Genomic DNA, 12,322 nt, shown 5'->3' with positions numbered 1-12,322 from the left:
AAGCCGTGCGCCGGGGGAAGAGGCTAAGGCATCAACCCTTGATGGCGGCGGCCAAGGCGTCATAACCCACCGCCCCGCCAAGGATCTTGCCGCCCGCGATCCAGCTGGGCGTGCCGCCAAGGCCCAGATGGCGGGCAAGGGCCAGATTGGCCTCGATTTCGGCCTGCGTGGCCGGATCGGCCACCACCTTTTGCGCGGCGGCCATGTCCAGCGCGGCGCTCTGTGCGGCGGCCGCGATGGTTTGGGCATTGGGGCGCCCGGCGGCAAACATCGCCTTGTGGAAGGCGGCAAATTTGCCCTGTTTGGCCGCGGCCAGCGCCATCTTGGCGGCATCCACGCTTTCAGGCGTGAGGATCGGCAATTGGCGGATCACCACCTGCGCCTGCGGATCGGCGGCGACCAGCCTGGCCACATCCGCCTCGCTGGCCCGGCAATAGCCGCAGGCGTAATCCATGAATTCGACCAGCACATGGCTGCCCTGCGGATTGCCGATCACCGCGCCGGGAAAGGGCTTCAATGCCTGCGGGGCGACCTGCGCCAGTTGCTTTTCCGCCTCGCCCGATTTCAGCTTTTCGGCTGCCTCGCTCAGAATTTCCGGGCGTTCAAGCAGCGCCTCGCGCACCGCCTTGACCTGTCCGGCATGGCCAAAGGGCAGCATCGGGGCAAGGGTTGCGCCCACCAGACCGCCCGCCAGTCCGAACAGCGAGGCAAGAGCAATGGTGCGAAACTGAGACATGGAAAATCCTTTATGCTGTTTAGGCAAATCGCCTCCGCGATCTGCCTGCGGCTCCGGCCCTCTCCCCCCGACCCTGCCACCCAACAGGATACCTTATCGGGATGACTGGGCCAGAGAAGAGTGCCGGAGCCGCTGCGGTCTATGAGCGTTTTTTCGATTTTGCGAGATAGCTCTTGGCCTCCATCGCAATATCCTCGGCGCGGATGGCGTCGGGCGATCCGGCGGCAAGGCCGTTCTTGGCCGCCTCGGCATTGACCAGCGCGCCGCCCCAATTGCCTGAAAGCGAGGCCTGTTCGGCGCTGGCCAGACGGGCGCGGGGCAGATCGCCGCTCTTGGCATAGGTGATGCCCAGAACATACCAGGCAAAGGGATTTTCCCGGTCGCGCGCCACGGCGGCCTTGAGCACCTTCTGCGCCTCGTCCAGATGGTCGCGCGAATTGACCAGATCGTCCTGCGCGATCAGCGCATGGCCAAAAGTGGTGGCGATCAGCGGCTGGTTGCCGGTGAGAGCCGTGGCCTGCCGCAAGGGGCCGAGCGCCTCGGCAGGCTTGCCCGCCTCCAGCAGGATCTGGCCCTTCAGTTCAAGGAAATAGGGATCGCGCGGGGCCATGGCCAACAGCTTGTCCGCCTCGCCCGTTGCCTTATCCAGATAGCCTTCCTTGTGATAGGCATAGGCGCGCGCATAGAGCGCGGGCACATTGTTCATGTACTCTGGAAAGGCCTGAAACGTGCTGGGCGGATCGGCCAGATAGCCGTAGAGCTTGGCCTTAACCCTTTGAAAGCGTTCCTCCAGCGCCGGATCGCTGGGGGCGTTCCACGCGGGGTCTTTCTTGTACACATCCTCCAGATAGGCGATGCGTTCATCGGTCAGCGGGTGGGTGGACCAGAAACTCGCCTCGTCGCTATGGGTCATGCCATAGCGGTTTTCCATCACCAGCAGTTTGTGAAAAAACTCCAGCGAGCCGCGCCCGGACATGCCCGCCTTGGACAGGAACGATGCGCCCGCCGCGTCGGCGGCTTCTTCCTCGCCGCGCGTATAGGCCAGGAATTTGCCCATCGCGGCCTGCTGCCCGGCCATGAACACGCCCATCGCCGCCGCGCCCCCGCCCGCCGCCGCCGCCGCCGCGCCCAGCAACAGCGAGAGGATCGAGATATTGCCCGCCATCTTGGCCCCGCGATCATCGATCGCATGGCCGCCGACCACGTGGCCCAGCTCATGCGCGATCACGCCCTGAACCTCGAGCGCCGAGGACGCCTCGTTGATCAGGCCCGAATGGATATAGACCGCCTGACCCCCGGCCACGAAGGCGTTGATCGAGGAATCATTGACCAGCACGATATCGACATTCTTGGGGTCCAGCCCCGCCGCACGCACCAGCGGCGCGGCCATATCGTGAAACAGCGCCTCGGTTTCCGCGTCGCGCAGCACCGATTGCGCCGCCGCAGGCGTGGTGGCCAGCAGGCACGCGGCAAGCGTGGCCACAGAGCGTAGGGCGGAGGCGAGCGCGGAACGGACTGACATGCTGGGGCCAGACCTAACACGTTTCGGCCTGAACCGCGCCTGAAGAATCGCGTGCCTGATTCACTCCGGCGTGAGCAACCTTGTCGCCCGCGTCATCAGCGCCGGATCATCGCCCAGATCGCCCAGCAACGCGATGGTGCCATCCGCCATGCGCCGCACCAGAACGACGGCATATTCCGGCCCCTTGGCGCCCAGCGAGGCCAGCGGGCGCGGCGTCAAACGGTCGAGTGGATTGTCATTTTCGGCCTCGCCGGCGCTCTCGTCGCGGCGCAGGCGGCGTTCCTGCGCCACCACGCCCTTGAGCCCCCCGCTGGCCTGCGCCAGATGATCGGCCATCGCGCCGCGGGGCAGGCCCAGACGCAGCCCGTGCGAGAGCGCGGTGGCATATTCGGTCAGCCGCGTCTTGTCGTGATCGGCGCCGAACACCAGCTTGACGATGGGCACCAGCGGCGCGCGCGGCTGGCCGACAAGGCCCGCCTGCACCATCAGCCCATGCAGCTCGCCCGGCTTGTCGCGCGCGATCAGCGCGAAATCATAGGCCCGGCCGATCGCGTCATACAGCGCCTGACGCGGGCGGTCCTGGGTGATGGCGGCCGCTTGGGCCATAGCGCGCGCGTCGCTCAGCCAGTCGGCCAGATCGCGCAGCGGCGCGGGGTTGATCCCGGCCTGCGGATCATCCGCCCCCGCCGCTTGCGGCCTGTCGGCCCCCGCCGCTTGCGGCCCGTCCGCCCACGCGGCCCATTGCGCCACGGTCTGTTCGGGGCTGGGCCGGGGGGCATGGACCTGTTCGTCCTCGTGGAAAGAGGCGCCCAATTCACGCGCCAACTGCTCGCTCAGCGAGGCATCGGCCGCTTCCTTCCAATTGACCACGCCCAGCACATAGCGGATCGGCCCGCCCAGTTCCTCGGCAAAGGGCAGCAGCATGCCGCGATAGGCGATCATCGCCCCGCGCCCGTTCAGGAATTCCTCCTCAAAGCCGATCGGGGCCTGATTGGCGATGATCTGCATATATTGCCCGGTCAGGCGCGCCAGCATCGAATGTTCGGGCACCTGGTCGAGGCGGGTGATGTCGCGCGCCACGCCGCATTCCTGCGCCAGCATCTCGCCCACAAAGCGGATGCGCGGATCGGCGGTGCTGTGGGCAAAGTCGATCAGCACCGCCTGCGTGGCGATATCGCCGATCTGATCCAGTTTGAGGTCCGCGATCAGCGGCATGGTCTTGGCGCCCAGCAACTGGGTCCAATGGTCATAGGCGCGGATCTGCAACCGGCGCTCGCCTTCGGCCACCACCACCGGGGGCAGATCGAGGAAATCGTCCTCTTCTTCGTCATTGGCCGGACCGCTTCCGGCGTTGCGTTCGAAAAAGCTGCGCGCGCCGTCCATAGTCTCGCTCCCGCCGATCATTACGAATGTTTAATGGCGGGCATAATCGCGCAACAGGGTAAAGCTTTGGTTAAGTTGCGCCATTCGGTCCGGGTGCTATGGGCGCAAAAATTCACCCAGCCCCTTGTCCGTGCCGCAAACCCGGTCCCAAAAGCGGAAATAGAGGCCGAAATTGGCGCGATAGATGTCGTGGTGGCGCTGATGATGGGTGGCGGTGATGATCCATTCCCCGATTCGCCCATGCACCAGACGATGGGGGAATATCTCCCAGCCCATGTGGTTGGTCACGCCCATCACCGTCATGATGGTTAATACAACGCCCAGCGCCCCCACGTGAATCGGCACAAGAAATACCAGCAGCGGGATGACAAAGGCCTGCGTCAGCGCCTCGGTGGGATGAAAGGCCATCGCGGCCCAAGCGGTGGGCGGGCGGCTGGCATGATGGACGGCGTGAAAGATGCGGAACACGCGCGGCGCGTGCATCCAGCGGTGGCTCCAATAGAACCACGTGTCATGGATCGCCAGATAGATCAGGATCGAGAGGGGCCAGTACCACAAAGGCATGGCATGGATGTCCTCATAGATCCGGGTCCAGCCATGCGCGCGCCAGCCCCATGCGACGATCCCGGCCGGAATGCCGAAAATCGCGCAGGAGAGCAGCGACCATGCGATCTCGGATCGGATCTGGCGCGTCAGGGGGGCGTACAGCCCCGGTTGCAGCAGCCGCGTGGCCCATGCGAAACCGCCGCTGGAGAGCAGATAGCGCAGCGAGACGATAAGCGTCATCGCCAGAGCCGAAATGAGGGCGGAGAGCAGGGTCGGGTCGGACATGAACCGGCTTATGCCGCGTTTGTCCGCCGGGGGGAATGGGGCGCAAGGGGCAAAGGCCGCCCGCGCCCCCAAATGCATCAGCTCAAGGCAATATCGGGCGCGTCTTCCTGCTTCATGCCCACTACATTGTAACCGGCGTCCACGTGGTGGATCTCGCCCGTCACGCCGCCCGCCAGATCGGAGAGCAGATAGAGCCCCGCACCGCCCACGTCCTCAATCGTGACATTGCGGCGCAGCGGCGAGTTCAGCTCGTTCCACTTCAGGATATAGCGGAAATCGCCGATCCCGCTGGCGGCCAGCGTCTTGATCGGCCCGGCCGAAATGGCGTTGACGCGGATGCCTGCCGGGCCGCAGTCATTGGCCAGATATTTGACGCTGGTTTCCAGCGCCGCCTTGGCCACGCCCATCACGTTGTAATGGGGCACGACCTTTTCCGCGCCATAATAGCTCAGCGTCAGGATCGAGCCGCCGTTCGGCATCATCGCCTGCGCGCGCTTGGTCACGGCCACCAGGCTGTAGGCCGAGATGTTCATGGTCATCAGGAAATTGTCGAGCGTGGTGTCGTAATAGCGGCCGCGCAGCTGGGTCTTGTCCGAATAACCGATGGCATGGACGATGAAGTCGATGGTTTCCCAGCGGGTCTTCAGCGCATCAAAGGCCGCGTCCAGCGCGTCCATGTCCGACACGTCGCAATCGATCAGGAAATCGCTGCCCAGACTCTCGGCCAGCGGGCCGACGCGCTTTTTCAGCGCCTCGCCCTGATAGGAAAAGGCCAGCTCCGCGCCATGTTCGTGCAATTTCCGGGCAATGCCCCATGCCAGCGACTTATCGTTTGCCAGCCCCATGATCAGGCCACGCTTGCCCTGCATCAGTCCGGTCATTCGTAATCATCCCTCATGTTTTCGGAGGCGCGGTTATCCGCCTGTCCTAACCAGTCGCGCTCTTCGGGCGTCACCGCCAGAGCCGCATTCAATTCCGCGCCTGTAACCAGTCCTAGCCCGACAAGCCAGAAAAAGAACAAGGCAATCATGGCGCCAGCAAGGCTGCCATAGGTCAGATCATACAAAAAAAGCCAGCGCAGCAGCCATGGCAGCACCAGGGAGACCAGCGCCCACCACAACGTGACCAGCAGCGCGCCGGGCCATTTGGGATAGGCCGGGCCGCGATAAGTGCTTGGCGTCAATATAAAAAACAACAGATAGAGCGACCCCAGCAGCACCACCATCGGCACCAGCCGCGACAGGCTGAGATTGGCCACCATCGCCTGTTCGCGAATCGAATCGATCGGGATCAGCTGCAACGTGGTGCCGATCGCCACCTGCATATAAAGCGAGATCAGCAGCAGCACGACCGCCACCATCACCAGCCCCGTGCCGATCAGCCGCCGCCGCCAGAAGCTCTTGTGTCGCACCGGCGTGCCATAGGCGCGGCGCAGAATGTCGCGCACCGTCTCGATCAGGCTGGAAACCGTCCACACGCCCGCCGCCATACCCGCCCAGAGCAGCCAGCCATGGCGCATCACCACCACATCGCGCGCCACAGGTTCGAGCACAGACGCCACCACGCGCGGCGTGACGCGCAAAAAGGCATGGACCAGATCGGCCCGCTCGCTCGCCTCGCCCACCAGCGAAAACAGGCCGCCCGCCACGATGAAAAAGGGAAAGATCGAAAGCACCGCCATATAGGCCAGATTGCCCGCATGGATGAAACCGTCGCGCCAGACGCCTGTTGCCACGCGCTGGATCACGGTAAAGCCGCGATGGCCCAGTTGCGCGCGCAATCGGTCGGCCAGATCGCCGTTGATGCGCGCCACCCGCCGCCGCCGCGCCTCGGGCGTCAGATCGTGCATTTTGGCGTTGAGAATAAACCCGCCGGGCAAGGTGGGGGAAGCCTTGGCCTCTCCCTCCGGTTTGCCCTTGTCCGGCACGGTCTTATCCGAATTTCGCGCGCAGATCGCGCGTATCGCGCCAGCCTTCGAGCCTTTGCGCCAGATCCGTGTCGCCTTCGGGCAGCGCGATTTCCAGCGTCACGAACTGATCGCCGCGCGTGCCGTCCTTGCGGGTAAAGCCGCGCCCCTTGATGCGCAGGGTCTTGCCGCTCGAACTGCCCGGCGCCACGGTCAGCATCACCGCGCCATCGGCGGTGGGCACCTTGACCTTGGCGCCGAACACCGCCTCGTCCAGCGTGACGGGAATATCGACGCGGATATCATCGCCGTCGCGGCGGAAATAGGGGTGGGGCTGGATGGCGATGGTGATCATCGCGTCGCCCGTGCCGCCGGGCCCCGGCTCGCCCTTGCCCGCCAGACGGATCTGCATCCCGTCCTCGACGCCCTTGGGCAGTTTGACATCGATCGTCTTGCCATCGGCCAGCGTGATGCGCTGGCTGGCGCAGAGCGCGGCATCGGGCAGCGACACGGCAAGGCGATAGGCGCGGTTGGCGCCCTTGGGCGGGGCCTGACGGCCGAAACCGCCGCCGCCCCCAAAGCCACCGCCCCCAAAGCCACCGCCCCCAAAGCCGCCGCTGCGCCCGCCAAAGATGCCTTCGAAAATATCGCCGAAATCCATGCCTTCCGGCCCGGCCCCGCCGCCGCCAAAGCCGCGCTGGCCATTGCCAAAACCACCGGCGCCGAAACCGCCGCCAAAGCCGCCCGCGCCCCCGAATCCGGCCGGATTGCCCTCGCCGTCAATCTCGCCCCGGTCGAACTGGGCGCGCTTGTCCTTGTCGGTCAACAGGTCATAGGCCCGCGTCACCTCGCTGAAACGCTCGGCGGCCTTGGGGTTGTCCTTGTTGTGGTCGGGGTGCAATTCCTTGGCCAGCTTGCGATAGGCGGACTTGATGTCCTTCTCGCTTGCGCCGCGCGATACACCCAGAATTGCATAAGGATCTTGTGCCATGACCGCCTAGCTAGGATGGCAAGGCCCGCCCTGCAAGGTATCAGATCAAATGGCGGATGCCCTTTTCGCCGCTTTCGTGATCGGGCAAACTGGCCTAACGGCGCAGACAGGCGCAAATGGCATGGGAAACAACGGATATGAGTTCGGAATCAGACGCGATTGTCGGCGGCGATCCCTTCGCCCTGTTCGACGCATGGTTTGCCGAGGCGAAAAAATCCGAGCCCAATGACCCCGAAGCGGTGGCGGTCGCCACGGCCACGCCCGATGCTTTCCCCTCGGTGCGCATGGTTTTGATGAAGGATCATGGGCCACAGTTGCTCGGCCCGCGCGGCGGTTTCGTGTTCTATACCAACAGTCACAGCCGCAAGGGCGGCGAATTGCTGGCCAATCCGCGCGCGGCGATGCTGTTTCACTGGAAGAGCCTGCGCCGCCAGATCCGCATCGAGGGCGCGATCCATCAGGTGCCCGATGACATGGCCGATGCCTATTTCGCCAGCCGCAGCCGCGATTCGCAATTGGGCGCCCACGCCAGCAACCAGTCCGCGCCGCTTTCCTCGCGCGGGGCGTTTCTGGCCGATATCGCGCGCGTGACGGCGCGCCATCTGATCGGGCCGGTGCCGCGCCCGCCGCACTGGACGGGCTTTTGCCTTGTGCCCGACGCGATGGAATTCTGGATGGACCGCGCCTTTCGCCTGCACGAACGCCGCCGCTTTGTCCGCGCCGGTGACGGCAACGGTGAGGGCTGGACCAGCAGCCTGCTTTACCCGTAAAAGGCGGACCCATGGCCCAACACGATCACTCCGCGCTTAACCGCAGCGCAGCCTATGCCAGCATCTCCATGGCCCTGCTGCTGGTGGGGTTGAAGGGTTGGGCGGCGTGGACCACCGGCTCGACCGCGATGCTGGGCAGCCTTGCCGATACTTTGCTCGATCTGGTGGCGTCTCTGGCGACGCTGGCAGGGGTCTGGGTGGCGGGTATGCCCGCCGATGACAACCACCGCTTTGGCCATGGCAAGGCCGAGGCTTTGTCCGCGATGTTTCAGGTGCTGCTGATCGGCGCCTCGGCGATGGCGCTGGCGGTCCATTCGGTCCAGCAACTGACGTCGGGCGAGCGCACTGGGGCGGCGGGCGACGGCATCCTTGTCTCGGTCATTGCGATTGCGGGCACGCTGGCGCTGCTGGCATGGCAGCAATATGTGATTCGCCGGACGCGCTCGGTGGCGATCTCGACCGACCACCTCCATTACAAATCCGACCTGCTGCTCAACATGGCGGTCATCGTTGCGCTGCTGCTCGACCAATATGCGGGCCTGACCAAGGCCGACCCGCTCTTTGGCCTCGGCATCGCGCTCTGGCTGGGCTGGGGCGCGTGGCACGCCAGCGAGGAGGCCATCGAGCAATTGATGGACCGCGAATGGCCCGAGGACAAAAAGGCCCGCTTTGTCGAAGTCCTCGGCCGCCACCCCGAACTGCGCGGCGTCCACGATCTGCGCACCCGCACCAGCGGCAACCGCGATTTCGTCCAGTTCCACGTCTGGGTCGACGGCAACATGACCGTGACCCATGCGCACAAGGTCATGGACGAGATCGAGGCCAAGCTGCACGCCGAATTTCCCGGCGTCGAAATCCTGATCCATCCCGATCCCGAAGGCCATGTCGATGAGCATGGCGTGGCGGCGGAGGATATTTTGCAGACGGGGGAGGTTTAAGGGGGTTAAGAGTTTAAGGTGCCTCCGGCGGGTTAAGGACGGGGGCCCTTAACAATCCCCATACTGTATTCGTTGCACCTCAACGGCGGCTTTGAGCTGGATAGGCGACGTTTGAAATTGAAAGCCTGCGGCGCCTATCAGCGCTGCTTGGCCGCGCGGCGGGCTTTATCACCATCGCGCAATACACAAACCCGGCGATCCAAACACCACCCATTAACGGGATTGCAAAGGGCCCCCGCCCTTTGCCCGCCGGAGGCATAAAACGCCCGCCGGAGGCATCCAAACCCCTCCAAAAACCCTCAATCCTGATTATACAATTGCACAATATCGGCCAGCTTGCGCACCAGCGCGGGGCGCATGGCGTGATCGGTTTTGCCCAGCCGCACCACGGTCAGCTCCTGATCGGGCGAGACGATGACATATTGGCCGAGGTGGCCGATGGCGGCGAAGATATTGGCCTTGCCCCGTGCCGGAAAGAGTTCTTCCTCTCCGCTTGGCTGGTGGCGGTTGAGCCAGATCTGGGCGCCATAGCCGGGATTGTGCGGCGCGGGGGTCAGCATGAAGCGGACCCAGTCGGAGGGAACGATGCGCGCGCCGTTGACCATGCCGTTGTTGCGCAGGAATTCGCCGAATTTGGCCCAGTCGCGGGCGGTGGCGTGGATCATGCTGCCCCCGAGCATGGTGCCGGAGGCGTCGAATTCGGGGGTGGCGCTGGTCATGCCGGCGGGGATGAAGAGGCGGCTGCGCAGATAGTCAATGACCGCCTGTCGCCGGGCGGCCGGATCGCGGCTGTCGGTCAGCGCGCGCGCGGCGATATCGGCCAGAATCACGCTGGTGGCGGTGGAATATTCCCACCGGCTGCCCGGTTCGGCCACCAGCGGCTGGGCCTCGGCATAGGCGGCCATATCGTCGCGCCCGTCCAGCACCAGCATGCGCACAGTGTCGGCATCGCCTGCGGGCGTGGCCGTTTCGACATGGCGCAGGCCCGAACGCATCTGCAGCAATTGGCGCAAGGTGATTTCGCCGCGCGGGTCGCCGGGGCGCTGCCACGAGGGGACCGGGGCCGATTCGTCGAGCGTGAGCCGCCCGTCCGAAATCAGCAGGCCGATCAGCACGCCGGTGATCGTCTTGGACATCGACCAGCCGATCAGCTTGGTGTTGGGGCCATAGCCGGGGGCATAGCGCTCGGCCACGATTCGCCCGCGATGCATCACCACCAATGCGCGCGTTTCGCCCAGCATCGGATCGGTGAACAATTCATCCACCGCGCGGGCCAGAGCCTCACGCGGGGCGCCGGGGCGCGTGCCGATCGCGGCCATGGCCTGGGGCGAGAGGGGCGATTCGGCCTTTTCCCCGCCGCCGCAGCCCGCAAGCAGGGCGAGCGAAAGCGCGGCCACAAGCCCGCGCGCGCGGGCGGAACGGCGGGCGTGCGCCACCAGCGGGGTTGGCAAGCGGCGCTTGGGCGCGATAAGGGGGGGGCGGCGCGTGACCATCACGATGCCTCCATGCGCAAGGTCGTTCCCGATGGCAAGTTTCAAGCTCACCTCACAGCATGAAGGGCTGCGCGAGGAGCGGCGCGGCAGCGCCCCCTCGGGCCGTGGCGTCCGGCTGAGGATTGTGCTTGTTCTGTTGGGGCTTGCGGGCATCGCCGCGCTGGGGCTGGGCTTGTGGAAGGGCCCGCGTCTGGCCAAGGACGCGCTGACAGGGGCGTCCTTTGGCGCGCGCATCGCCTGTTCGTGCCGCTTTGTCGAAGGTCGCCCGCTCGATCAGTGCAAGAGCGATTTCGAGCCGGGCATGAGCATGGTAATGCTCTCGGCCGACGAGGGCGCGAAGAGTGTCACCGCGCGCGTCCCCCCGATCGCCGCCCAGACCGCAACTTTCCGTCCCGGCGAAGGCTGCGTGCTGGAGAAATGGGAGCAGTAAGCCTCAGGCCGCGAAGGTTTCCTCGATCCAGCCGCCGCCGATCACCCGATCACCCGCATAGATCACCGCCGCCTGTCCGGGGGCGACGCCATATTCGGGGCTGGCAAAGCGGATCGTGGTGTCGGCCCCACCGCCCAGCGGCCCGTCCAGCACGACCGGCACAGGCTTGGCCAGCGAGCGCACCTTGGCGGTCAGCTCCGCGCCTTCGGGCACCGGGCCGATGCGGTTGGTTTCGACAATCCGCGCCGCCGACACCGCCAGCATCGCGCGCGGCCCCACCAGCACCCGCGCGCCGGGCGCATCAATCCCCACCACATAGACCGGTTCGGGCAGGCCGCCGATCTCCAGCCCCCGCCGCTGGCCCACCGTATAATGGATCACGCCGCGATGATGGCCCAGCACCGCGCCGGTCTGGGCGTGGACGATATCGCCGGGGCGCTCGCCCTCAGGGCGGATCTTGCGCACCACGCTGGCGTAATCGCCCTCGGGCACAAAGCAGATGTCCTGCGAATCGGGCTTGGCCGCGACCTTGAGGCCGAAATGGTCGGCCAGTTCGCGCACCTGCGTCTTGGGCATGCCGCCAAGGGGGAAGCGCAGGAAATCGAGCTGCGCCTCGGTGGTGGCGTAAAGGAAATAGGACTGGTCGCGCGCGGGATCGAGCGCGCGGTGCAGTTCGGGCCCTGCCGCCCCCATCACGCGGCGCACATAATGCCCGGTGGCCAGACAATCGGCCCCCAGATCGCGCGCCATGGTCAAAAGGTCGGTGAACTTTGGCCCCATGTTGCAGCGGATGCAGGGAATAGGCGTCCGCCCGTTGAGGTAATCTTCGGCAAAACGATCAACCACGCTTTCGCGAAATGCGGATTCATGGTCGTAAACATAATGCGCGATGCCCAGCCGGTCGGCCACCTCGCGCGCGTCGCGGATATCATCGCCCGCACAGCACGCACCCTTGCGTTTCACCGCCTCGCCATGATCGTAAAGCTGGAGCGTGATGCCGATCACCTCGGCCCCGCTGTGCGCGGCCAATGCCGCCACCACGGATGAGTCTACGCCCCCCGACATGGCGACAACGATTCGACGCATTTTTACATTTTGTCCAGGATCGAACAGATCAAGGAGCGCGGAGGGTGTTAACACAGAGGGGGAATCATGGGCCATGACCGGCCCCATACACCCACCCGGCCCCAGCGCCAAATCGGCAGATTCTTGCCGTCCCGCCCCTTAGGGATGGCCCCGGAGGGCGGTGTTCACCCGAGTTAAATATGGTCAACAAGTTGTAAATCGCGCCTTTACCGCCTCTTGACCATGTTGGGCCTATA

At 65.1% G+C, this 12,322-nt stretch carries 12 protein-coding genes; 3 read left to right on the top strand and 9 right to left on the bottom strand.

Translation table 11 applies throughout. The annotated features are described in order from the left end of the window. Positions 1-31: 31 nt before the first annotated feature. From PQ457_RS15555 to PQ457_RS15525, 7 genes are all read right to left on the bottom strand, one after another. Positions 32-736, bottom strand: a complete 705-nt coding sequence (locus PQ457_RS15555) for a DsbA family protein (protein ID WP_273617691.1) — start codon at positions 734-736, stop codon at positions 32-34. Between the two features lie 139 nt (positions 737-875). Next, positions 876-2,258 (bottom strand): M48 family metalloprotease, encoded by a 1,383-nt coding sequence (locus PQ457_RS15550; RefSeq protein ID WP_273617690.1) that lies wholly within the window; start codon positions 2,256-2,258, stop codon positions 876-878. A 60-nt stretch (positions 2,259-2,318) separates the two neighbouring features. Continuing rightward, positions 2,319-3,641, bottom strand: coding sequence for a PAS domain-containing protein (locus PQ457_RS15545; protein WP_273617689.1), 1,323 nt, complete (start codon positions 3,639-3,641; stop codon positions 2,319-2,321). A 96-nt stretch (positions 3,642-3,737) separates the two neighbouring features. Next, positions 3,738-4,472 (bottom strand): sterol desaturase family protein, encoded by a 735-nt coding sequence (locus PQ457_RS15540; RefSeq protein WP_273617688.1) that lies wholly within the window; start codon positions 4,470-4,472, stop codon positions 3,738-3,740. 77 nt (positions 4,473-4,549) lie between these two features. Next, positions 4,550-5,353 (bottom strand): enoyl-ACP reductase FabI, encoded by an 804-nt coding sequence (gene fabI, locus PQ457_RS15535; RefSeq protein ID WP_273617687.1) that lies wholly within the window; start codon positions 5,351-5,353, stop codon positions 4,550-4,552. Next, the gene (locus PQ457_RS15530; RefSeq protein ID WP_273617686.1) at positions 5,350-6,321 is read right to left on the bottom strand and encodes a YihY/virulence factor BrkB family protein; all 972 of its coding nucleotides are present in this window, start codon (positions 6,319-6,321) and stop codon (positions 5,350-5,352) included. The genes fabI and PQ457_RS15530 overlap by 4 nt, the downstream gene beginning before the upstream one ends. Before the next feature lie 82 nt (positions 6,322-6,403). After that, positions 6,404-7,369, bottom strand: a complete 966-nt coding sequence (locus tag PQ457_RS15525; RefSeq protein WP_273617685.1) for a DnaJ C-terminal domain-containing protein — start codon at positions 7,367-7,369, stop codon at positions 6,404-6,406. Positions 7,370-7,506: 137 nt separating this feature from the next. On the opposite strand from PQ457_RS15525, the gene pdxH reads away from it, so the two are divergent. Continuing rightward, a complete protein-coding gene (gene pdxH / locus PQ457_RS15520; RefSeq protein WP_273617684.1) occupies positions 7,507-8,139 on the top strand; it encodes a pyridoxamine 5'-phosphate oxidase in 633 nt (210 codons plus the stop codon). A gap of 11 nt (positions 8,140-8,150) precedes the next feature. Then, positions 8,151-9,077, top strand: coding sequence for a cation diffusion facilitator family transporter (locus tag PQ457_RS15515; protein ID WP_273617683.1), 927 nt, complete (start codon positions 8,151-8,153; stop codon positions 9,075-9,077). A 299-nt stretch (positions 9,078-9,376) separates the two neighbouring features. Here PQ457_RS15515 and PQ457_RS15510 read toward each other — a convergent pair whose 3' ends face one another. Beyond that, positions 9,377-10,570: a serine hydrolase domain-containing protein gene (locus tag PQ457_RS15510; protein WP_337958487.1), complete on the bottom strand. Its 1,194-nt coding sequence runs from the start codon at positions 10,568-10,570 to the stop codon at positions 9,377-9,379. 31 nt (positions 10,571-10,601) lie between these two features. On the opposite strand from PQ457_RS15510, the gene PQ457_RS15505 reads away from it, so the two are divergent. Continuing rightward, the gene (locus tag PQ457_RS15505) at positions 10,602-11,000 is read left to right on the top strand and encodes a hypothetical protein (protein WP_273617681.1); all 399 of its coding nucleotides are present in this window, start codon (positions 10,602-10,604) and stop codon (positions 10,998-11,000) included. A 3-nt stretch (positions 11,001-11,003) separates the two neighbouring features. Here the strand turns inward: PQ457_RS15505 and mnmA are convergent, their stop codons facing one another. Next, positions 11,004-12,086 (bottom strand): tRNA 2-thiouridine(34) synthase MnmA, encoded by a 1,083-nt coding sequence (gene mnmA, locus PQ457_RS15500; protein WP_273617680.1) that lies wholly within the window; start codon positions 12,084-12,086, stop codon positions 11,004-11,006. Positions 12,087-12,322 lie beyond the last annotated feature (236 nt).

The sequence above is a fragment of the Novosphingobium humi genome (genome assembly GCF_028607105.1).
Taxonomy (GTDB): domain Bacteria; phylum Pseudomonadota; class Alphaproteobacteria; order Sphingomonadales; family Sphingomonadaceae; genus Novosphingobium; species Novosphingobium humi.
The sequence above is the reverse complement of the archived record's forward strand: the minus strand, read 5'-3'. Positions and strand labels throughout refer to the sequence as shown.

Bases quoted from the DNA above. Each gene is read 5' to 3' on its own strand.
- fabI (WP_273617687.1), bottom strand. From the start codon at position 5,353: ATGACCGGACTGATGCAGGGCAAGCGTGGCCTGATCATGGGGCTGGCA.
- PQ457_RS15540 (WP_273617688.1), bottom strand. From the start codon at position 4,472: ATGTCCGACCCGACCCTGCTCTCCGCCCTCATTTCGGCTCTGGCGATG.
- PQ457_RS15530 (WP_273617686.1), bottom strand. From the start codon at position 6,321: ATGCACGATCTGACGCCCGAGGCGCGGCGGCGGCGGGTGGCGCGCATC.
- PQ457_RS15510 (WP_337958487.1), bottom strand. From the start codon at position 10,570: ATGGTCACGCGCCGCCCCCCCCTTATCGCGCCCAAGCGCCGCTTGCCA.
- PQ457_RS15515 (WP_273617683.1), top strand. From the start codon at position 8,151: ATGGCCCAACACGATCACTCCGCGCTTAACCGCAGCGCAGCCTATGCC.
- PQ457_RS15545 (WP_273617689.1), bottom strand. From the start codon at position 3,641: ATGGACGGCGCGCGCAGCTTTTTCGAACGCAACGCCGGAAGCGGTCCG.
- PQ457_RS15505 (WP_273617681.1), top strand. From the start codon at position 10,602: ATGGCAAGTTTCAAGCTCACCTCACAGCATGAAGGGCTGCGCGAGGAG.
- mnmA (WP_273617680.1), bottom strand. From the start codon at position 12,086: ATGCGTCGAATCGTTGTCGCCATGTCGGGGGGCGTAGACTCATCCGTG.
- pdxH (WP_273617684.1), top strand. From the start codon at position 7,507: ATGAGTTCGGAATCAGACGCGATTGTCGGCGGCGATCCCTTCGCCCTG.
- PQ457_RS15550 (WP_273617690.1), bottom strand. From the start codon at position 2,258: ATGTCAGTCCGTTCCGCGCTCGCCTCCGCCCTACGCTCTGTGGCCACG.
- PQ457_RS15525 (WP_273617685.1), bottom strand. From the start codon at position 7,369: ATGGCACAAGATCCTTATGCAATTCTGGGTGTATCGCGCGGCGCAAGC.
- PQ457_RS15555 (WP_273617691.1), bottom strand. From the start codon at position 736: ATGTCTCAGTTTCGCACCATTGCTCTTGCCTCGCTGTTCGGACTGGCG.